This is a genomic window from Rahnella bonaserana (genome assembly GCF_019049675.1).
GTDB classification, from domain to species: Bacteria; Pseudomonadota; Gammaproteobacteria; order Enterobacterales; family Enterobacteriaceae; genus Rahnella; species Rahnella bonaserana.
Genome location: NZ_JAFMOW010000065.1, coordinates 252,805 through 273,667 on the forward strand (window position 1 = coordinate 252,805; position 20,863 = coordinate 273,667).

Below are 20,863 nucleotides of genomic sequence, written 5' to 3' on the forward strand. Positions count from 1 at the left end.
TCCGGCACAGCGTGCTCAGAGGGCTTTTTATTTTCGCGCTTCAATTCCCCGTAAAAATCAGGAAGCCGGAAAATCGAGTAATGTCGCCAGTGGTTGCGGTTTACCCACCAGATATCCCTGCATGTAATCGACGCCCAGCGCATGAAGCGCGGCTTTCTGCTCTTCCGTCTCCACATACTCCGCCACAATCGACAGGTGCTTCATACGTGCGACCTGGCAGATTGACTGCACAATGTAAGAATCCAGTGAATCAGTGAGCATGTTGCGCACAAAGCTGCCGTCAATTTTCAGGATATCAGCCTGAATAGCTTTCAGACGTCCGTAACTGGCGTAACCGGTGCCGAAATCGTCAATCGCAATCCGGCAGCCGTAGGCGCGTAATTCCCGCATCGCGAAGTCAGCATATTTCATATTCTGCAAAAGATGCGATTCGGTGACTTCCAGTACGATCTGGAACGGCTCAATTTCATATTCAAGCATCAGCGATTTAAAATCGCGGGTAAACGTCGGACGGCATAACGTCGATGGCGTGAAATTCACGGCAAAACGCAGGCTCGGCAAACGTACACGGTTCTGATTAATAAACATCAGTGCATGCCTGAGCACCCACATATCCATCTGATAAGACAGCCCGAATTCGTGAACCACCGGCAGGAATTTATCCGGCGTGATCAGAGTGTCCTGCGAACCATCAAACATACGCAGCAGGATTTCGTAGTAGCTGTCACCGCGGACGCCCAGTATCGGCTGGGCCATCAGCACAAAGCGGTCGTCGTCTAACGCGCGCTGAATTTTGTGCAGCATGTCCACTTTGTCTCTGATCTCCAGCTGAACCTGACTGTGGTCGCTTTTGTTCGACTCTGGCTGACCGGTGGTCAGTGAAACTTCTGCAATACCACTGAGTTCACCCAGCAAAATAGGCAGATGTTCGACAGGTGAATATACCGTGCAGTAAGACAAACCAATGTTGGGATGCAACGGCAACCCGTTCCAGATCAGACGGAAATCCTCAAGATAATCATGCAGCTTCTGCAATTTAATATCGGCATCTTCACAGTTCAGGCGCAGGACCAGATCGTAGCCGGGTAAGTGATACACACGCTCGCCGGGCTGAAGATAAGGTTTGAGCCCGACCGCCAGTTGCTGTTTGAACTGGATCCGCAGCTGCATCCCGTAGTTACGGCTGAGAACGTCCATATCCGACACGCGGATAAAGCAAAGCATGGAGCGCGGATGGCGCGCTAAATCGCGGTTAAAGGCACGCAAATTTGGCAAACCAAACACAGGATCCTGCAGGGCAGCTGATCTGAACTTTTTCATCAGCAGGCGCTGCCGCGAAGAAAGCGCCGACATCAGCAACAGGGTGATGGTGTAAACCAGCATCAGCGCAGAGACAAACACCAGATTATGAACAAAGCCAGATTCTGAGATAAAACCCTGATAATTGTAGAACAATATAGTGAGAGCAATACTCCATACGATGCTGATGAAGTAATAACCATAGCGTAGCGCCCCAAACAGCATCACAGGGAACAACAGCGTCAGGGTGTAATCACTCAGCAAAATTTTAGTGAAAGGCTCGCTTACACTGGGTACGCTCAGCAGCGTGACCATGGTCCCCATGACGACAAACCAGACCACCATTTCGGGGGTTTTTACGCCCGGTGCCCGTTGCTTACGCAACATCATCCGCATCACGCGCCAGTAGCGGGGCTGACGCATCATGCGGATCACCAGGTAAATCACGTGCGAATTGAGCAAAATGCCAATGATCATCGCCTGCAAATTGATGAGTGTCCGCAATGTCACAAAGTCAGGCGTTACCAGCCCCAGATAACCCGGCAGCAACCCGCTTTCCACGACAATTTGCAGCACAGTCATGAAGAAGACAGTGAGGAACACCAGCAACCAGCCGACACGTATCCACGCCAGATTCATCAGACCTAACGGCGCCGACCAGCGATTCCCGGCCTGCCAGCGGTATCCGAGCCAGGCCAGAAAAAGTGAGGTGAAATAAATAACCGTCAGTAATGTCGCCATTTCTGCGCCGACCCTGAAATAATAACGCAGGAACAACGTCAGGACGATCCCAGGCAATGCTGCCCAGTCAAAAACCATCAGCAACGCAACACACGTCGCTAACGGCATATAAATCAGATAGGTGCGACCTTCAGGCAAAAATATGATCGGAGAAAGCCACGAGGTCAGGGGGATCAAGACCAGCGCGCAAATGACGGGAAGTCCCCACCATTTATGGCGAATCTCATGCCAGGAAAAAATTTTACGCATTCAGTCCATCTAAGTTTTGCGCATGAACTTCATGCCGCGGTGAGTGATTCATCGTGTAGCGGACGTCAGACAAGCAGGCTGACAACCGCAGTTGCAGGCCCCGCCTTAAATTATCGTCGTAAAAACGTCATTTCACATAAAACAACTGAAGAAAAAAGAATACAGCGGAGGCCAGAGTATAACGCTTCAAAAATATGACTGGATTCTAATGTGACTTATCTTAAATCTCTTGATGCAGATCATTAAACATAATCTTTGTGTTTTCACGTAAAAATAATCTTAAACAAATTCATCGCGTGACTAACAAATGGTTTTTATATCCAGTGACAGAGAATAATCCGAGGAAAAAGAAAAATTCCTCATCGTCAGATTGTTGCCCAAAATGGACAAAACGCAACTTCGCCTTTATTTGATTATCTGGCTGCTCGTTTAGATGTGTTATATATTGTAAACGTTATCATTTGCAGTTCTTCATCCTTCCACCGGAGCAACGATTTACTTAAGCGATCAAATTATGTCTAGAAAAACCAACATCACAATGACGAAAATCGTTTTATCGATCAGCTTCATTATTTTGTTAGGACGTCTGGTCTATTCCGGTATCGGCGCGTATTCCCACCATCAGAATCAAAAACAACAGCAAACAGATGGGCAAACCCTCGCACCTCAGGAACCGACTTCCGACAAAACTTGTACCGGCACACTCAAGACCTGCCGCTACCATAAGGACTAAGGATCCCGAATGTCTGACGAAAAACCAAAAAGTTACGGCCAAAAACTCGCCGAAAGTCGCCGCCGGATCCTCGATCTCCTTCTTAACACCGATGACCTTGCGGACAGCATTCTCGGTGAAGAAATTGACGTTGATGATGCTACCCGCGCCAGGCTGATAGATTTCACCGCGGAGCTGAGCTCGCGGGTGCAAAAACTCCATGCCGCTGACGTGGCGGATGTGCTGGAAGCGTTACCCATTCACGAACGCCTTGCATTGTGGCGGCTGGTTGAACCCGCTGCCCGCGGTAAGGCGCTGGTCGAAGTCTCAGAAACCGTCTGGGACAGCCTCATCGAGGAAATGAGCGACAAAGACCTGCTGAAAACCATGTCGCTGCTGGATGTGGATGATCAGGTCTATCTGGCCGAATATCTGCCGCGCGACCTGACCGGCCGCGTGCTTACCTCACTGGATCCGCGTCAGCGCGATAAAGTACGCGAGGTGATGAAATTCAGTAAAGAGTGCGTGGGCAGGATCATGGACTTTGAACTGCTGACGGTTCGCCCTGACGTTTCTCTCGGCACCGTGCAGCGTTTTCTGCGCCTGAATAAAGCCATCCCGGAAGCGTCCGATAAGCTGTTTATCACTGATCGTAAAAATACGTTATTAGGCGAACTGCCGCTGACCACCATTTTACTGAACCCGCCGCACACGCTGGTTTCAGAGGTCATGGTGACCGACCTCACCAGTTTTGAGCCGGAAGATAAAGCCGAAGACGCCGCCAGTGCGTTCGAACGTTATGACCTGATCACCGCGCCGGTGGTGGACAAAAAAGGCAAGCTGATGGGGCGTCTGACGGTGGAAGAAATCGTCGATTTCGTCAATAACGACACAGACAGCAATTTACGCCGCATGGGGGGTCTGAGCCCGGAAGAGGATGTGTTTTCCCCGGTCACGAAGGCGGTGCGTAATCGCTGGGCGTGGCTGGCGATTAATCTGTGTACGGCGTTTGTTGCCTCGCGCGTGATCGGTTTGTTTGAGCATACGATTTCACAACTGGTGGCGCTGGCTGCCCTGATGCCGATTGTTGCCGGCATTGGCGGGAATACCGGCAATCAAACCATCACGATGATTGTCCGTGGACTGGCCCTGCATCATGTTCAGCTCGGTAACCTGAAATTCCTGATGTTCAGGGAACTGGGCGTGGCGCTGATTAACGGTCTGGTTTGGGGCGGACTGATGGGCGTGGTGACCTGGCTGCTGTACAGCGACTGGGAAATGGGCGCCGTGATGACGCTGGCGATGGTGCTGAACCTGCTGCTGGCCGCGCTGATGGGTGTGGTCATTCCGCTGACCATGGTACGTCTGGGGCGCGACCCGGCGGTCGGTTCAAGCGTGATGATAACCGCGCTGACGGATACCGGAGGATTCTTTATCTTCCTCGGTCTTGCCACCATCTTCCTGCTTTGACCCCGTACTCCGGCCATCCGGCCGGAGTATTCGTGAACAATTACAACGCAATGTAGAATTTATATTAATAATTAGTCGCGCTTCTCCGATACTGATAGTACCTGTCATCGTATCTGCTCACGGTGACTCCAGAGTGATAAAAAATATTCATCACTGCCACTGTTCTGGGATCTCGCCCCAGCCAGAAAAAGGTTTTATCGTGGAAAAAAGCAAACCGCCCTCGTGCACAGTAAGCCCGGCGAACTGGACATCTCACGTACTGTTGGGCATTTTTGTCTGCCTGCTGGCGCTCGCCTGTATGAGCGTGATTCAGAAATCGTCCAGCCTTGCGGGTTTATGGCTGCCAACAGCGCTGATGATCCCGGTTCTGTTTCGCCATCGCTATCGGGACTGGTTGCCTTTACTGTGCGCCAGCGCATTGGGCATTGCTGCAGCACATGCCGTTCTGGGCACGCCTTTTCTGCGCTATCTGCCCTATCTGCTCAATAATCTTTTTGAAGCCTCGTTTTGCGCAGCACTGTTACGCCGGATATTGCCGGTACAGGATCCTCTTTCCGGTCTTGGCTCCTGGGTAAAGTTCCTGCTGATAGCGGTCATTTTCTGTCCCCTGCTCAGCTCATTGATCATGATGCTGTTTATCCTGCACATTCAATCCCCCGTGGAATTGCAAAGCCGTTTTGCTACCTGGTTTATGTCTGAAGCTGTCGCCATTCTGGCGCTTACGCCGCTCGGACTGGTTTATCAGCACGGTTATTTCAGGAAAAACCTGACTTCACGACGTTTTTTCAGTTTACTTCTGACGCTCATCATCACGCTGGCAGCGGGTTTTCTGGCGCTCAAATGGCTGCCTTATACCTTTGCCTTTATCACCATTCCGCTGTTGTGGAGCGCCATCCGCTTACCCCGCGTCGAAGCATTCATCATTTTTTTGTCGATGACGTTGATGATTGCTTTACTGCACACCAGCGGCATTGTTTCCGTGCAACCGCATGCTGTTGTACAAATTCCGCAGGGGCTCATTTTCCTGCCATTGCTGCTGATCCTGACGCCGGCAAACGCCATGGCAATGGCCATGCACGCCCTGCGCACGGAGAAATCCCATATCACGCAGAGTGAAAACCGTTTTCGCAACGCGATGGAATACTCGGCAATTGGCATGGCGCTGGTCTCCCCGCAAGGCAGGCTGCTGCAGGTCAATAAATCGCTGTGTAATTTACTGGGGTATGAGGCGAGATATCTCAACACGCTGACCTTCCAGGAAATCACCTATCAGGAAGATTTGGGCAAGGATCTGGCGATGCTGGAGCAATTGCTTAACGATGAAATCCAGAACTACACCATGGAAAAACGTTACCTGTGCCGTAACGGAGAAGTGATTTGGGCATTACTCGCGGTGTCACTGGTACGTGATGAAGAACATAATCCGCTGTATTTCATTTCTCAGATTGAAGATATCAACGAACTTAAGCACACCGAAATGACCAATAAGCGTCTTTCGGAAGCGCTGCATGAAGAGAAAGAACTGCTGCACATCACCCTCAACTCCATCAACGAGGCGGTGATTTCCACCGACCGGAATATGAATATTACGTTCATGAATCCGGTGGCGGAGAAAATGACCGGATGGACCGAGGAACAAGCGCAGGGCCAGCCGGTGAACCGCATTGTGCTTATCAGCAAAGGGCAGGATGGCCCGCTCATCGACAACCTGCTGCACTTTGATATCAACGAAAATCTTCACTCTTCCGTTGAGCGTTCGCTGGTGCTGCACGGTCATCACACCGGCCTGTTTGATGTGCAACTGGCGGTGTCTCCGCTGCGTACATTGAAAGATGAACCGATCGGGATCGTGCTGGTATTGCAGGACGTCAGTAAATCCCGCGAACTGATGCGCAGGCTCAGCTACAGCGCGTCCCACGATTTACTGACCGGCCTTGCGAACCGGGGCAGTTTTGAATCAAGCCTGAGAAAAGCACTGAATTTGATTGCCACTGCACATCAGTCACACTGTCTGGCGTTTATTGATCTCGATCGTTTCAAAACGATTAATGACACGTCAGGACACGCTGCCGGTGACGAACTGTTACGCCAGATCAGTACGCTGATGCAGGAACATATCCGCAGCAGCGACCGCCTCGCGCGGCTGGGTGGTGATGAGTTTGCGCTGATATTATTTGATTGTCCGGTGGAACAGGGGCTGAGCATCCTCTTGAAACTGATCGGTGAAATCAACCAGTTCGAGTTTATCTGGGAAGACAAAATCTACCGCATTGGCGCCAGCGCCGGATTAACGAAGATGAATGACCCCAATGTCAGCGGCAGCGAATATATGGCGCAGGCGGATAAGGCCTGTTACACCGCCAAAAATAACGGGCGGGGACGGGTTTTCCGCTACGAGCCGGAACAGAAAACCGCCAACATTCATACAGATGACAGCACTTCCCCACCGGAAAAACCTTAGCCGATGCAGATTATGGCGTATCCGGTTGCCAGTCATTATTGAACCATAAATGCAGCGTGGCGTAGGTGCGCCAGGGTTTCCAGACTTCAGCATACCGGGCAATTTTCCCCGGTGTCATGCCCGGAAAACGCTGTTTAATCAGATAATCACCGCCGAGAAAAACATCCGGCGCAGACCAGGCCCGCATCGCGACATAACTGGCCGTCCAGCTGCCGATCCCCGGCATTGCCAGCAGTTGTCTGACGCCTTCCTGCACATCGGTAATGTCATCGAGCGGTAACCGCCCCTCTTCCACCGCCTGCGCAATATTAATCAGACAGGCTGCACGTCTGGCCTGTACGCCGATACCGCGTAAATCATCGACCGTTAATTTCGCCACCGCCGCCGGAGACGGGAACAGATGAGTCAGCGCCGCAAACGGCGTACTCACCGGTTCGCCCCATTTATCGGTCAGCCGCGTTGCCAGTGTCGCTGCCATTTTCACACTGACCAGTTGTCCGAGAATTGCCCTGACCGTCAGCTCAAAACGGTTCACGCAGCCCGGCAGACGTAATCCCACGGCGTTTTCAGCCAGCGCCCCTAACCCCTGAGCGATCAGTAATGGCTGCGCATCGAGATCCAGCAAACGCCGTACCTGCTTTGCCACGATATCCGTAACCGGCTCAAGCGACGGCGAAATCTCAAGTTCTACGCTGTTAACCTCCGGCAAAGGCCGCAGGCGCAACCAGCCGGTCAGCCGCACGCCATTGTGCCTTACCGCCAGCGTCCGCTGATAATAGTCGCCCTCCTGCTGCTCGATACCCTGCAACGCACGCGCGCCAAGAAACGCCGTCATCCACTGCCAGTCATACGGGGGCTGATACGTCAGAAGCATTTGGGTCACAGGATGATCCTTATAAAAAAGCCTCCCGGAAGGAGGCTATATGTCTCGCATCTCCAAAATAACTGGAGTTGCAGCAAGGCGGCAAGTGAACGAATCCCGATGAGCTGACACAAGTCAGTGATTCGGGTTCGCGAACGCAGCCAACGCTGCTGCGGCTTCAGGTATGAAGGAGATTACTTACGACGCCAGGTGGTGCCGTTCGCGCCGTCTTCTAACACAATGCCCATTTCATTCAGACGATCGCGCGCTTTGTCCGCCATGCCCCAGTCTTTGCTGGCACGGGCATCGTTACGCTGTTTGATCAACGCTTCGATTTCAGCCACTTCATCGTCGTTATCTGCCTGCGCACCGGATTTCAGGAACTGTTCAGGATCTTGTTCCAGCAAGCCCAGCACGCCTGCCAGCTGACGCAGTTCTGCTGCCAGACCGTTAGCCGCAGACATATCTTCCACTTTCAGGCGGTTGATATCGCGTGCCATATCAAACAGCACGGAATAGGCTTCCGGCGTGTTGAAATCGTCGTCCATTGCGGCACGGAAACGCGTCACAAAGGCTTCACCACCGGCTGGCGTGACGCTGGCGTCGGTACCACGCAGCGAGGTATAGAGGCGTTCCATCGACGTACGCGCCAGTTTCAGGTTCTCTTCGCTGTAATTCAGCTGGCTGCGGTAGTGGCCGGACATCAGGAAGTAACGCACGCTTTCCGCATCGTAATATTTCAGGACATCGCGCACGGTAAAGAAGTTATCCAGTGATTTGGACATCTTTTCGCGGTCGATCATTACCATGCCTGAGTGCATCCAGGTATTCACATACGGGCCATCGTGCGCGCAGCTGGATTGGGCAATTTCGTTTTCATGGTGCGGGAACATCAGGTCAGAACCGCCGCCGTGAATGTCAAAATGCGCGCCAAGCTGTTTGCAGTTCATTGCAGAACATTCGATATGCCAGCCCGGACGGCCTTCACCCCACGGTGACGTCCAGCTCGGCTCGCCCGGCTTGGACATTTTCCACAGCACGAAGTCCATCGGATTGCGCTTCACGTTGGCTTCAACTTCAACGCGTGCGCCCGCCTGCAACTGATCCAGATCCTGGCGGGATAACACACCGTAGTCCGGGTCACTTTCCACCCAGAACATCACATCGCCGTTGGAGGCGACATACGCGTGGTTACGGTCGATCAGCTTCTGCACGATCTCGATGATTTCATGAATATGCTGAGTGGCACGCGGCTCAGAGTCCGGCGGCAAAATGTTCAGGGACGCGAAGTCAGCATGCATTTCCGCGATCATACGATCCGTGAGCGCCATAAACGTTTCGCCATTCTCAGCGGCACGTTTAATGATTTTGTCGTCGATATCGGTAATGTTACGCACGTATTTCAGGTCATAACCGACGTAACGCAGGTAGCGCGATACCACGTCGAAAGACACAAAGGTGCGGCCGTGGCCGATGTGACACAGGTCGTAAACAGTGATCCCACACACGTACATCCCGACTTTACCGGCATGAATTGGCTTGAATTCCTCTTTTTGGCGACTCAGGGTATTAAAAATCTTCAGCATCAGGCTATTCCGTGTGTTGGGCGTAGAAAATGACGTTGGCGCATTTAAGCGACACTAACGGCCATAATATAACGAAAATGATTTCACCGAAACGGCATAAGGCCGCAGGACGGGCTTTAGTGGTCATAAAGGCACTGCTGACGGCAACTTTTGAGTTATGGTATAAGAAAAGGCTATAGTAGCCGCTCTGACACAGAGCACACATCAACATTAGCAGGATGATAATTATGGTCACTTTCCACACCAACCACGGCGACATCGTCATTAAAACTTTCGCTGACAAAGCGCCAGCCACGGTTGAAAACTTCCTGAACTATTGCCGTAAAGGCTTCTACGACAACACAATTTTCCACCGTGTTATTAACGGCTTTATGATCCAGGGCGGCGGTTTTGAGCCAGGCATGAACCAGAAAAACACCGACGCACCTATCGATAACGAAGCAGACAACGGCCTGAAAAACACCAAAGGCACGCTGGCGATGGCACGTACCAACGATCCGCATTCTGCTACCGCACAGTTCTTCATCAACGTAACTGACAACGACTTCCTGAACCACAGCGGCAAAAACGCGCAGGGTTGGGGCTACTGTGTATTTGCAGAAGTGGTTGAAGGTATGGACGTGGTTGACGCGATTAAAGCCGTCAAAACTGGCCGCAGCGGTATGCACCAGGACGTTCCAAAAGAAGATGTTGTGATCAAAAGCGTGACAGTCAGCGAATAACCGACGTTTTTAAAGAACGCGTCGGCATGACCACGTTTTTTATCGCAGATATCCATCTTTGCGCCCAGGAGCCGGCAATCACTGCCGGTTTCCTGCGTTTTCTACGTGAAGACGCGCCGCAGGCCGATGCGCTGTACATTCTCGGCGATTTGTTTGAAGCCTGGATTGGCGACGACGATCCGCAGCCGCTTCATGCTGAAATTTCCTCCGCACTCAATCACTTGCATCAGCAAGGCGTGCCCTGCTTCTTCATTCACGGCAACCGCGATTTTCTGCTCGGCAGGCGATTCGCGCGCGACAGCCTGATGACGTTGCTGCCGGAGAAGAAAGTTCTCGAGCTGTACGGACGTCGCGTCCTTATTCTGCATGGCGATACGCTGTGTACCGACGATGTTGCCTATCAAAACTTCCGCAAAAAAGTCCACAATCCGTTTATCCAGAAACTGTTCTTGATGCTGCCACTGAAATGGCGGCTGGGCATTGCTGCCAGAATGCGCGCTAACAGTAAGGCGTCGAATCAGGGCAAATCACTGGAGATTATGGATGTGAACCAGCAGGCGGTGGTCAGCGAAATGCAGGCGGCAGGCGTCGAGTGGATGATCCACGGCCACACCCATCGCCCGGCGATTCACGACGTACCGCTGGATAACAAAACCGGCCACCGCGTGGTACTCGGCGCGTGGCACGAAGAAGGTTCGATGGTAAAAGTCACCGCCGATAACGTCGAGCTGATCAGCTTCCCGTTTTAAGTCATCTCAAAATTACCCGAAATAATTTTGAGTTGCCGGAAGGCGACAAGCTCACGAATCCCCGGGAGCTTAGCTGACTAAGTGACCGGAGTGAATGAGCGCAGTCAACGCATCAGCAGCCCGAAGTATGAAGGGTAACGGGTACGCCGGAATGGAAGCGGAACTGCTCGTCCGGGGTTAAGATCAGTTCCGCTTCAATCCTGCCAAACTCCTCCACACGTTCACTGATGTCCGTTCCGGCATATTGCTCTGCCAGCGCCAGATAATCGGCAAAATGCCGTGATTCTGAGCGCAGCAGCGAGGTATAAAAACGCGACAACGTTTCGTCAAGATGCGGCGCAATTTTGGCAAAACGCTCACAGGAACGCGCTTCGATATAGGCACCAATAATCAGCCGGTCGACCAGAATATTCAGATCATCATGATGGCGGGTATGTTTAATCATGCCGCTGGCGTAGCGCGACGGTGAAAGCTGGGTATAGGTGATATTGCGTTTTTGCATGATTTCCACCACTTGTTCGAAGTGATGAAGCTCTTCACGCGCCAGACGCGCCGCACAAAACAACAACTCCGTGCGATCCAGATATTTCGTCATCAGGCTCATCGCCGTCGCCGCCGCTTTCTTTTCACAGTTAGCGTGGTCAATCAGCATGACCGTCTGATTTTCCAGCGCCACATCCACCCAAAGAGCGGGTGTTTCACAGTGAAGAAAATCATAAATCGGTGCCAGTAAAGCCTGCGTCATAAATCAGTTTCCACTCAAGTTTGTCTTCAATATATTGGTTTGTATTATACAAATCTGCTGCCAACTTCTCATCAAAAATGCGCCGTTTTCCGGCGACGCAACCGTTTTCCTCCCTCACGGAGCGTGTTATCATTTGCGCCCTCGCAGTTTCTATTTCCGAATCACAGGAGCTTTAAAGACATGTCATCCAACGTTACCCCGGCAAAAATCGCCATCGTTATGGGGTCTAAAAGTGACTGGGCGACCATGCAGTTCGCCGCCGAAGTTCTCACAACGCTGAATATTCCTTTCCATGTCGATATCGTCTCCGCTCACCGCACACCGGATAAATTGTTCACTTTCGCTGAGCAGGCTTCCGCTAATGGCTTTGATGTGATCATCGCGGGTGCCGGTGGCGCAGCGCATTTACCGGGCATGCTGGCGGCAAAAACGCTGGTGCCGGTACTCGGTGTTCCGGTTCAGAGTGCTGCCCTGAGTGGCATCGACAGTTTGTATTCCATCGTACAAATGCCACGTGGCATTCCGGTCGGTACGCTGGCGATTGGTAAAGCAGGTGCCGCTAACGCCGCATTGCTGGCCGCACAAATCCTGGCCCTGCACGATGCTGAGATTGCTAAAAACCTGGCGGCATGGCGCACCGCGCAAACTGATGAAGTGCTGAATAATCCCGATCCGCGGGAGGAAGCATGAAGCCGGTTTGCGTACTTGGAAACGGCCAGTTAGGCCGCATGCTCCGTCAGGCGGGTGAACCACTGGGCATCGCCGTATATCCCGTCGGGCTTGATGCCGAACCGGAAGCCGTGCCGTATCAGCAAAGCGTAATCACCGCTGAAATCGAACGCTGGCCAGAAACAGCACTGACCCGCGAACTGGCCACGCACAACGCGTTCGTTAACCGCGACATTTTCCCACGTCTGGCTGACCGCCTGACGCAAAAACAGTTACTCGACCAGCTCGGTCTGGCGACGGCGCCGTGGCAGTTGCTGACTGATGCCGCCGGATGGCCGCAGGTCTTCTCACAGCTTGGCGAACTGGCGATTGTTAAACGTCGCGTCGGCGGTTACGACGGCCGTGGCCAGTGGCGTCTGCGTCCCGGCGAAGAAAGCACTCTGCCGCAGGATTGCTACGGCGAATGCATCGTTGAGCAGGGCATCAATTTTTCCGGCGAAGTTTCGCTGGTAGGCGCGCGTGGTCACGACGGTAAAACTGTGTTTTATCCTCTGACTCATAACCTGCATCAGGACGGTATTCTGCGCACCAGCGTCGCATTGCCGCAGCCGGACGCAACCCTGCAACAGCAGGCAGAAAGCATGCTGTCGGCCATTCTCAACGAACTGAATTATGTCGGTGTGATGGCAATGGAATGTTTCGTCGTCAGCGAAGGTTTGCTGATTAACGAACTGGCTCCGCGCGTTCACAACAGCGGGCACTGGACGCAAAACGGCGCATCCTACAGCCAGTTTGAAATGCATTTGCGTGCCATTCTCGGCCTGCCGCTGCCAAAGCCGGTAGTCAGTACGCCGTCGGTGATGGTGAATCTGATTGGCACGGATGTGTCAGAAGAGTGGCTGAACCTGCCGCTGGTCAATCTGCACTGGTACGAGAAAGATGTGCGTCAAGGGCGTAAAGTCGGACACCTGAATCTCAACGATGCCAGCGCCAGCCTGCTGAAAGAAAACCTGAACGCACTGGTCCCGATGCTGCCGGCTGAATACGCCAGCGGGATTGAATGGGCAGTTGAAAAGCTTTGATTTGAGCACCTCCTTATTAAAAGGAGATGCTCTGGTAACCTAAATAATTCGAGTTACAGGACAAAAGGCTTCAGCCTTTTGAACAGCACATGTGCTGGCCCCACGGGGCGAGGCTCTGCCGAGTAACGCGGCAAGTCAAGGAATCCCGATGAGCTTACTCAGGTAAGTGATTCGGGTGACTGAACGCAGCCAACGCACCTGTGGCTCGAAGTATGACGGTTACGAGTCGTATTGCCTGAACAGCGCCCGCCCCCGCAACAACCTCACACCCAGCCAGCCTCCGCAGACGGACAACAGCACCGCGCTGACCACCGGTACCGCAATCCACATCAGATAATTCGGTTCCCACGGGAAATCGAACACTTTGCGTTGCAGCAGCCAGAGTGCGGCTTCTGCGCCAATCGCGGCAGCAATACCCGCCACCAGACCGAGCACCGCAAACTCGCACCACAGCGTCCGGTGCAGCATTTTTTTGCTGGCCCCCAGCGTGCGGTAAACGATCAGTTCCTGACGGCGCTGACGCATGCCGACCTGGATTTGCGCGAGTAATAACAATCCGCCGCACAGCATCACCAGCAGAACCATCACTTCCAGTGCCCTGCTCACCTGCTGCAAGACCTGGCCGACCTGCCGCAGGATCGAACCGATATCCAGCAAACTGAGCGTCGGGAACTGGCGGTTAAGCTGTGTAATGGTGCTGACATCGCCGTGGTAACGGAAACTGGTCAGCCAGCTTTGCGGCTGTGCGTCCAGTGCACCCGGCGGGAAAATAAAGTAAAAATTCGGCTTCAGGCTGTCCCAGTCCACTTTCCGCAGGCTGGTGATTTTAGCGCTGAATTCCTGCGTATCACCGCTGAACGTCACGCTATCGCCGAGCTTCAGGCCCAGACGCCCGGCCAGCCCCTCGTCAATCGACACTTCACCGGCTTTCGGCGGCCCGTTGCCCTCGACCAGCGGATTATGATCCGGCAGCCCTTCCATCCAGGTCAGATTAAGCTCACGGTTCACCGCTTCTCCGCCCGCATCATCCGGTTTGATAATATCGGTGGCGGCCTTACCGTTAATCTTCGTCAGACGTACCCGCACAATCGGATAGAAGGTTTCCGGCTCTGCTTTATGCTGATGCAGGAAATCTGTCACCTGCGGAATTTGCTCTTTGGTAATATTGAGCAGGAAGTAATTCGGGCTGTCCGGCGGCAGCTGTTGCTCCCAGCGATCCAGCAAATCCCCGCGCATCACCAGCAGCAAGGCCAGTAACATAAACGACATCGAGAACGCCGCCAGCTGACTGAGTGTCACCCACGGCTGGCGCAGCAGACGGTTAACGGCCAGACGCAGCGGCAGCTGACGAAACGTCAGCTTGCGTAGCAGCAACAGCGCGCCCCAGCCAATCACACCGAGCAACAGCGAAAGTACCAGAACCCCCGCCAGCAGTGACCAGAGCAGCGAACTGCCGCCCATCAGGGCCGCCAGCAGACCGACCACCACCAGTACCATCACCGGCAGGAAATAACGCAGCGGCCAGACATTCGCCACCACGTCATGGCGCAACACACGTAGCGGCTGAGTGGCCAGTAACTGTCGATACGGACGGATGCCGATCAGCAAAGAGATCACTATCATCGCGCCCATCGACCATACCCACGGCCAGCCACCGGCAGGCGGTAACGCCGCTGGCAAAACCGGCGCCAGGACTTTCATCAGCACGGCTTCGAACACCAGGCCGACCACGCTGCCGCAAATTCCCGCCAGCACCAGCACCGCCAGCCACTGACCGATGATCAGTTTTTGCAGTGCTTTTTTTCCGGCTCCCAGCGTTTTCAACACCGCAACCAGATCATAACGGCTGCGGCAGTAATGCCCCATTGAGACAGCAATGGCGGCAATCGACAACATCAGCGTCAGCAGCGCCGACAGCGTGAGGAACTGCTGGGAACGTTGTAATGATTTGCCCAGCGCACCTTCGGAATCTTCCATGCCGCTCCAGCGCTGATCGGGTCTGAGCAGACCTTTGATCGCCTCGCCGTAAGTCTGAATTGCCTGCGGAGAACCGGCAAACATGTAACGATAGGTCAGCCGGCTGCCCGGCTGTATAGCACCGGTTTTCGGCACATCATCCAGATTCATGATCACACGGGGCGCGGTCTGAAACGGGTTAAAGCCCGAATCCGGCTCCTGAACAATCACTCCGGCAATTTTCAGCGTGGTGTCGCCGACATCAAGATTATCGCCGACTTTCACGTTCAGCAGCGCCAGCAAACGCGGCGCGACCAGCACCGTTCCAGGCTCAGGTTTCAGTCCCGCCGGTTCGGTTTGTAACGCGCCATACAGCGGATACGCCAAATCGGTGGCTTTGACTGCCGCAAGCTGCGGCGTTTCACCGGCAAACGTCATGGTCATGAAAGAGAGCTGACGGCTGACTTTCAATCCCTGCGACTGCGCATCCTGCAACCAGGCTTCGGTAATCGGCCGGGCAGAACTCAGCACGCGGTCGCCGGCAATAAACTCACGGCTTTGCTGACTCAGCCCTTTGTCCATGCGGTCACTGAGGCTGCCAAGTGCCAGTACACAGGCGACCGCCAGCGTCAGCGCCAGCCAGACAATCAGCAGCGAAGGCGAACGCCATTCCCGCCAGAACCAGCGCCAGATCATGCTTCCTCCCACAATTTCCCGTCGCGCAGACGCAGCCGTCGCTGGCAACGCGCCGCCAGCTGTTCGTCATGCGTAACCAGAATCAGCGTGGTCGCCGCATCGCGGTTCAGGGAAAACAGCAAGTCGACAATGCGTTCGCCGGTCGCGCGATCCAGATTACCGGTCGGCTCATCGGCAAAAAGCAGTTTAGGTTTACCGATAAATGCCCGCGCCAGCGCCACACGCTGCTGTTCGCCGCCGGAAAGCTGCGCCGGAAGATGATGCAGACGCCCGCCCAGCCCGAGACTTTCCAGCAACTGCACCGCCTGCTGACGGCTGCTGCTGTCACTTTCGCCGCGCAACAGCGCAGGCAGTTGCACGTTTTCCAGCGCGTTGAGCGTCGGCACCAGCATGAACGACTGGAACACAAAGCCGACATTTTTTGCCCGCAGCGCCGCGCGCCCTTCCTCATCGAGTTCGCCAAGAGATTTGCCCAGCAACTTCACGTCGCCGCTGGTGCCGTCATCAAGCCCGGCAAGAATGCCCAGCAAGGTGGATTTACCGCAACCGGATTCGCCAATCAGGGCAATTGTCTGGGCAGGTTTGACAACCAGCTCCACACCGGACAGGATGGTGAGCTGACCTTCACCCTGACCGACGTGCTTACTTAGATGATGAACTTCAAGAACATTTTCCGCTGGCATCTCCCCTTCCTTATGTTGTTAGGATTAATGAGTTTTCGCGCCGTTGCTGCTGATAACTTGCTGATTATTGGCGACAGTTTGAGTGCAGTCTATCGCCTTCCGGTAGCCGAATCGTGGCCGACATTACTGAATAACAAATGGCAAAAAGAGGGTGGAAAGCCCACCATCATTAATGCCAGTATCAGCGGCGATACCGCTGAACAAGGGCTGGCGCGCTTGCAAACCTTGCTGGAACAACACCATCCGCGCTGGGTGCTGATTGAACTGGGCGCTAACGACGGATTGCGTGGTTTCGCGCCGCAAACTATTTCGCAAACGCTGACGCAGATTATCAGCCAGGTTAAACAGGCCAATGCCGAGCCGCTGCTGATGCAAATCCGCCTGCCGCCTAATTATGGTCGCCGCTACGGAGATGCGTTCTACGCTATTTATCCGGCGCTGGCGAAGCAGGAAAATATTCCGCTGGTGCCGTTCTTTATGGAACAGGTCGCCGTAAAACCTGAATGGATGCAGGACGACGGTCTGCATCCCGCTCTGGCTGCACAGTCGTTTATTGCCGACTGGATGTCAGAAAAACTCACACCGCTGCTGACGCATTAAGTTTAAAATACGATGAATAAAATAATACCGGGACGTGAGTAAAACCAAAACGTTACCTTTTCATCCGACTCCCTAGTAAATCACAGTCATAAAAAATAGGGACATCCCACAGGTAAAGTTATGCAAAAAGCTGTATTAATCACCGGTTGTTCCAGCGGTATCGGGCTGGTCGCCGCACAGGATTTACGCGCTCGTGGCTACCGGGTACTGGCGGCATGCCGCAAAACGCAGGATATCGACACCCTGCAGCAAATGGGTTTTGAAACTGTTCAGCTCGATCTTGATGACAAACAGAGTGTGGAACTCGCCGCTGCCGAGGTGATTGCGCTGACGGGAAACCGTCTGTACGGCCTGTTTAATAACGCCGGTTACGGGGTTTACGGACCGCTTAATACCATCAGCCGTGAACAGTTCGAGCAGCAATTTTCTACCAATCTCTTCGGCACGCATCAGCTGACCCAGCTTTTGCTGCCGGCCATGTTGCCGCACGGTGAAGGACGCATTATCCAGACCAGCTCGGTGATGGGGCTGATTACCACGCCGCGTCGTGGCGTTTATGCCGCCAGTAAATTTGCGCTGGAAGCCTGGTCTGACACGCTGCGTATGGAGCTGCACGGCACGGGGATTCAGGTCAGCCTGATTGAACCCGGCCCGCTGAGCAGTAATTTCACCGCCAACGTCAGTCAGTCACAAGCCGACCAGCCGGTAGAAAATCCGGGTATTGCACGACGTTTTACGCTCAAGCCGGAGGCAGTTTTACCCAAACTGCACCATGCTTTAGAAAACCCGCGCGCGCGCCTGCGTTATCCGGTCACGCTGGTGGCTCATGCCCTGACGGTGCTTAAACGCCTGTTGCCAGCCCGTTTGCTGGACAAAATATTACGCGGAAACAGCTAAGTAAAAGCGATAGGGGGTTGAAGCGGCTAGAGTCGCCCCCATTTGTTCTTAAATACTTTAATTTTCTATACCCTAAATAATTCGAGTTGCGGGAAGGCGGCAAGCTCACGAAGACCCGGGAGCTTAGATAACTAAGTGACCGGGCTGAATGAGCGTAGCCAACGCATCAGCAGCTCGAAGTATGACGGGTAGCGGAGAGACAGAATTCATGCTTGCACAACCTACAGTAATCGATATCAACGAAACCAACCTGCACCAGACGCTGGAACAATCCATGTCTGTGCCGGTGATGTTCTATTTTTGGTCTGAACGCAGCCAGCACTGCCTGCAACTGGGGCCGATTCTCGACAAACTGGCTGTGGAATACGCCGGTCAGCTGATTCTGGCTAAAGTGGACTGCGATGCAGAGCAAATGATTGCCCAGCAGTTTGGTCTGCGTTCAATTCCTGCGGTTTACCTGTTTAAAGACGGTCAGCCTGTTGATGGTTTCCAGGGGCCGCAGCCGGAAGAAGTGATCCGTGAGCTGTTGCAAAAAGTGTTGCCGAAAGAAGAAGAGCTGAAACTGGCTCAGGCGCAGGAACTGCTGCAGGCAGGCAATGTGGCTGAAGCGCTGCCGGTGCTCAAAGATGCCTGGCAGCTGAGCAATTACCGCAGTGATATCGGCCTGCTGCTGGCAGAAACGCAAATTCATCTGAACCGAACCGACGACGCCGAAGCCGTGCTGGCGACTATTCCGTTACAGGATAAAGATTCCCGCTATCAGGGGCTGATTGCGCAAATTGAACTGCTGAAACAGGCAGCCGATACGCCGGAAATTCAGCTGCTGCAACAGGAACTCCAGCAGGATCCTGAGAACGCAGAACTCATCGTCAAACTCAGCCTGCAATTGCATCAGGTCGGACGTAACGAAGAAGCGCTGGAACTGCTGATGGCGCCACTGAAAAAAGATTTAGGCGCGGCGAACGGCGCGGCACGTAAAACACTGATGGATATCATGGCCGCTCTCGGGACCGGCGATGCGCTGGCTGCCAAATATCGCCGCCAGTTATATTCTCTGCTGTATTAATTCATGCGGCTTGACCGCAAAACATCAAACGCACGTTACTGAACAGGACGTGCGTTTTTTTTTGGCTTTCCCCCGCCTTTTATCCCCTGAACTATCCTTTATTAATACGATGTAACGGTTATTTGTGCGACAATTGAGCACACACTTTGCCGGTTGGCGAATGTGCCAGGGACATGTTTTTACTCGACTATTTCATCCGGAATAGTCAGGACACAGTTTTACAGGAGTTTCACTCTATGTTTGATCTCATTCCCATTCCTATCCTTATTCTGATCGTGCTGGCGTTGCTGGTGGTTTACGCCGGGATCAAGATCGTGCCTCAGGGTTATCAGTGGACTGTCGAACGTTTCGGCCGTTACACCAAAACCCTGATGCCGGGGCTGAATCTGGTGGTGCCCTTTGTGGACCGCATCGGCCGTAAAATCAATATGATGGAACAGGTACTGGATATTCCTTCTCAGGAAGTGATTTCCCGCGATAACGCCAATGTTGCCATTGACGCCGTATGCTTTATTCAGGTGATTGACCCGGCGCGCGCCGCATATGAAGTCAGCAATCTGGAACAGGCTATCGTCAACCTGACGATGACTAACTTCCGTACGGTGCTGGGCTCCATGGAACTGGACGAAATGTTGTCACAACGCGACAACATCAACGCACGTTTGCTGCATATCGTCGATGAAGCCACCAATCCGTGGGGCGTTAAAATTACCCGTATCGAAATCCGTGACGTGCGTCCGCCTGCTGAACTTATCTCCGCGATGAACGCGCAGATGAAAGCCGAGCGTACAAAGCGTGCCGACATTCTGGAAGCCGAAGGCGTGCGTCAGTCTGCCATTCTGCGTGCTGAGGGCGAAAAGCAGTCGCAAATTCTGAAAGCGGAAGGTGAACGTCAGTCAGCGTTCCTGCAGGCTGAAGCGCGTGAACGTGCGGCAGAAGCTGAAGCTCAGGCGACCAAAATGGTCTCCGAAGCGATTGAAGCCGGTAGTGTTCAGGCGATCAACTACTTCGTGGCACAAAAATATACCGATGCGCTGACCAAAATCGGTTCTGCTAATAACAGCAAAATCATCATGATGCCGCTGGATGCCACCAGTCTGATGGGCTCCATTGGCGGGATTGCTGAACTGCTGAAAGAAACTAAAGGCGGCAAATGATGCTGCACGATTTCATGGCAAATCCGCACGTATTCTGGCTGTCTCTGGGTGGCCTGTTACTGGCGGCTGAGCTGGTGGGTGCGAGTGGTTACTTGCTGTGGAGTGGCGTGGCGGCGGCTTTAGTGGGCCTCGTCACGTGGATCCTGCCGTTGCCGTGGGAATGGCAAGGCACGGCGTTTGCGCTGCTGACTATTCTGGCGGCGTGGCTGTGGTGGAAGTGGCTGAATCAGCGGGTGGATAAATCTGCGGGTAATTCAGCGCTGAATCAGCGCGGTCAGCAATTAGTGGGCACTCACGCTACCGTGCTGGAACCGGTGAATAATCAGTTTACACGGGTACAAATCGGTGACAGCAGCTGGCGGGCGATCTGCACGTCGCCACTGAATGTCGGTGACAAAGTGGTGATCACCGGCGTCGAAGGCGCGACGCTGCGCGTGGAACCTGAGGTTCGCCAGATATAA

18 protein-coding genes are annotated in these 20,863 nt (G+C 53.6%); 12 read left to right on the plus strand and 6 right to left on the minus strand.

Annotation, left to right across the window (positions count from 1 at the left end; genetic code table 11):
- Positions 1–57 precede the first annotated feature (57 nt).
- Positions 58–2,289, minus strand: coding sequence for a sensor domain-containing phosphodiesterase (locus tag J1778_RS16960; protein ID WP_217174162.1), 2,232 nt, complete (start codon positions 2,287–2,289; stop codon positions 58–60).
- A gap of 514 nt (positions 2,290–2,803) precedes the next feature.
- Between J1778_RS16960 and J1778_RS16965 the strand changes: the two genes are divergently transcribed.
- From J1778_RS16965 to J1778_RS16975, 3 genes are all read left to right on the plus strand, one after another.
- Positions 2,804–3,022, plus strand: a complete 219-nt coding sequence (locus J1778_RS16965; RefSeq protein ID WP_217174163.1) for a YfgG family protein — start codon at positions 2,804–2,806, stop codon at positions 3,020–3,022.
- Positions 3,023–3,031: 9 nt separating this feature from the next.
- On the plus strand, positions 3,032–4,471 hold the full coding sequence (gene mgtE / locus J1778_RS16970) for a magnesium transporter (protein ID WP_217174164.1): 1,440 nt from the start codon (positions 3,032–3,034) through the stop codon (positions 4,469–4,471).
- A gap of 199 nt (positions 4,472–4,670) precedes the next feature.
- Positions 4,671–6,932, plus strand: coding sequence for a PAS domain S-box protein (locus J1778_RS16975; RefSeq protein ID WP_217174165.1), 2,262 nt, complete (start codon positions 4,671–4,673; stop codon positions 6,930–6,932).
- Positions 6,933–6,942: 10 nt separating this feature from the next.
- Here the strand turns inward: J1778_RS16975 and alkA are convergent, their stop codons facing one another.
- Together alkA and cysS are read right to left on the minus strand one after the other, a co-directional pair.
- Complete coding sequence (alkA, locus tag J1778_RS16980; RefSeq protein WP_238484774.1) at positions 6,943–7,806, minus strand: DNA-3-methyladenine glycosylase 2; 864 nt, start codon at positions 7,804–7,806, stop codon at positions 6,943–6,945.
- A 182-nt stretch (positions 7,807–7,988) separates the two neighbouring features.
- Complete coding sequence (gene cysS, locus J1778_RS16985) at positions 7,989–9,380, minus strand: cysteine--tRNA ligase (RefSeq protein WP_217174167.1); 1,392 nt, start codon at positions 9,378–9,380, stop codon at positions 7,989–7,991.
- A 227-nt stretch (positions 9,381–9,607) separates the two neighbouring features.
- Here cysS and ppiB point away from each other — a divergent pair, with 227 nt between their 5' ends.
- Entirely contained in the window at positions 9,608–10,102 is a 495-nt protein-coding gene (gene ppiB / locus J1778_RS16990) for a peptidylprolyl isomerase B (RefSeq protein WP_112287563.1), read from the plus strand.
- 26 nt (positions 10,103–10,128) lie between these two features.
- A complete protein-coding gene (gene lpxH, locus J1778_RS16995; protein WP_217174168.1) occupies positions 10,129–10,851 on the plus strand; it encodes a UDP-2,3-diacylglucosamine diphosphatase in 723 nt (240 codons plus the stop codon).
- Between the two features lie 112 nt (positions 10,852–10,963).
- On the opposite strand, the gene J1778_RS17000 is transcribed toward lpxH, so the two are convergent.
- Complete coding sequence (locus J1778_RS17000) at positions 10,964–11,596, minus strand: MiaE family protein (RefSeq protein WP_013576577.1); 633 nt, start codon at positions 11,594–11,596, stop codon at positions 10,964–10,966.
- Between the two features lie 180 nt (positions 11,597–11,776).
- Between J1778_RS17000 and purE the strand changes: the two genes are divergently transcribed.
- Positions 11,777–12,286 carry a 5-(carboxyamino)imidazole ribonucleotide mutase gene (gene purE / locus J1778_RS17005; protein ID WP_112287560.1) on the plus strand — a complete coding sequence of 170 codons (510 nt, stop codon included), beginning with the start codon at positions 11,777–11,779 and terminating at the stop codon, positions 12,284–12,286.
- Complete coding sequence (purK, locus tag J1778_RS17010) at positions 12,283–13,347, plus strand: 5-(carboxyamino)imidazole ribonucleotide synthase (RefSeq protein WP_217174169.1); 1,065 nt, start codon at positions 12,283–12,285, stop codon at positions 13,345–13,347. The genes purE and purK overlap by 4 nt, the downstream gene beginning before the upstream one ends.
- A 219-nt stretch (positions 13,348–13,566) precedes the next feature.
- On the opposite strand, the gene ybbP is transcribed toward purK, so the two are convergent.
- Entirely contained in the window at positions 13,567–15,999 is a 2,433-nt protein-coding gene (gene ybbP, locus J1778_RS17015; protein ID WP_217174170.1) for a putative ABC transporter permease subunit YbbP, read from the minus strand.
- Positions 15,996–16,682, minus strand: coding sequence for a putative ABC transporter ATP-binding protein YbbA (gene ybbA / locus J1778_RS17020; protein WP_217174171.1), 687 nt, complete (start codon positions 16,680–16,682; stop codon positions 15,996–15,998). Before ybbA ends, ybbP begins: the two co-directional genes overlap by 4 nt.
- Between ybbA and tesA the strand changes: the two genes are divergently transcribed.
- From tesA to J1778_RS17045, 5 genes are all read left to right on the plus strand, one after another.
- Positions 16,653–17,282: a multifunctional acyl-CoA thioesterase I/protease I/lysophospholipase L1 gene (gene tesA / locus J1778_RS17025; RefSeq protein WP_238484775.1), complete on the plus strand. Its 630-nt coding sequence runs from the start codon at positions 16,653–16,655 to the stop codon at positions 17,280–17,282. The two genes, ybbA and tesA, sit on opposite strands and share 30 nt — an antisense overlap.
- Positions 17,283–17,402: 120 nt before the next feature.
- Positions 17,403–18,179: an SDR family oxidoreductase gene (locus J1778_RS17030; protein ID WP_217174173.1), complete on the plus strand. Its 777-nt coding sequence runs from the start codon at positions 17,403–17,405 to the stop codon at positions 18,177–18,179.
- A gap of 208 nt (positions 18,180–18,387) precedes the next feature.
- Complete coding sequence (locus tag J1778_RS17035; protein WP_217174174.1) at positions 18,388–19,245, plus strand: co-chaperone YbbN; 858 nt, start codon at positions 18,388–18,390, stop codon at positions 19,243–19,245.
- A gap of 236 nt (positions 19,246–19,481) precedes the next feature.
- The gene (locus J1778_RS17040; RefSeq protein WP_095925004.1) at positions 19,482–20,402 is read left to right on the plus strand and encodes an SPFH domain-containing protein; all 921 of its coding nucleotides are present in this window, start codon (positions 19,482–19,484) and stop codon (positions 20,400–20,402) included.
- The gene (locus J1778_RS17045) at positions 20,402–20,863 is read left to right on the plus strand and encodes an NfeD family protein (RefSeq protein ID WP_217174247.1); all 462 of its coding nucleotides are present in this window, start codon (positions 20,402–20,404) and stop codon (positions 20,861–20,863) included. Before J1778_RS17040 ends, J1778_RS17045 begins: the two co-directional genes overlap by 1 nt.

Excerpts from the sequence above, each read along its gene's own strand:
- J1778_RS16960 (WP_217174162.1), bottom strand. The coding sequence starts at position 2,289 with ATGCGTAAAATTTTTTCCTGGCATGAGATTCGCCATAAATGGTGGGGA.
- J1778_RS16965 (WP_217174163.1), top strand. The coding sequence starts at position 2,804 with ATGTCTAGAAAAACCAACATCACAATGACGAAAATCGTTTTATCGATC.
- mgtE (WP_217174164.1), top strand. The coding sequence starts at position 3,032 with ATGTCTGACGAAAAACCAAAAAGTTACGGCCAAAAACTCGCCGAAAGT.
- alkA (WP_238484774.1), bottom strand. The coding sequence starts at position 7,806 with ATGCTTCTGACGTATCAGCCCCCGTATGACTGGCAGTGGATGACGGCG.
- cysS (WP_217174167.1), bottom strand. The coding sequence starts at position 9,380 with ATGCTGAAGATTTTTAATACCCTGAGTCGCCAAAAAGAGGAATTCAAG.
- ppiB (WP_112287563.1), top strand. The coding sequence starts at position 9,608 with ATGGTCACTTTCCACACCAACCACGGCGACATCGTCATTAAAACTTTC.
- lpxH (WP_217174168.1), top strand. The coding sequence starts at position 10,129 with ATGACCACGTTTTTTATCGCAGATATCCATCTTTGCGCCCAGGAGCCG.
- J1778_RS17000 (WP_013576577.1), bottom strand. The coding sequence starts at position 11,596 with ATGACGCAGGCTTTACTGGCACCGATTTATGATTTTCTTCACTGTGAA.
- purE (WP_112287560.1), top strand. The coding sequence starts at position 11,777 with ATGTCATCCAACGTTACCCCGGCAAAAATCGCCATCGTTATGGGGTCT.
- purK (WP_217174169.1), top strand. The coding sequence starts at position 12,283 with ATGAAGCCGGTTTGCGTACTTGGAAACGGCCAGTTAGGCCGCATGCTC.
- ybbP (WP_217174170.1), bottom strand. The coding sequence starts at position 15,999 with ATGATCTGGCGCTGGTTCTGGCGGGAATGGCGTTCGCCTTCGCTGCTG.
- tesA (WP_238484775.1), top strand. The coding sequence starts at position 16,653 with ATGAACTTCAAGAACATTTTCCGCTGGCATCTCCCCTTCCTTATGTTG.
- ybbA (WP_217174171.1), bottom strand. The coding sequence starts at position 16,682 with ATGCCAGCGGAAAATGTTCTTGAAGTTCATCATCTAAGTAAGCACGTC.
- J1778_RS17030 (WP_217174173.1), top strand. The coding sequence starts at position 17,403 with ATGCAAAAAGCTGTATTAATCACCGGTTGTTCCAGCGGTATCGGGCTG.
- J1778_RS17035 (WP_217174174.1), top strand. The coding sequence starts at position 18,388 with ATGCTTGCACAACCTACAGTAATCGATATCAACGAAACCAACCTGCAC.
- J1778_RS17040 (WP_095925004.1), top strand. The coding sequence starts at position 19,482 with ATGTTTGATCTCATTCCCATTCCTATCCTTATTCTGATCGTGCTGGCG.
- J1778_RS17045 (WP_217174247.1), top strand. The coding sequence starts at position 20,402 with ATGCTGCACGATTTCATGGCAAATCCGCACGTATTCTGGCTGTCTCTG.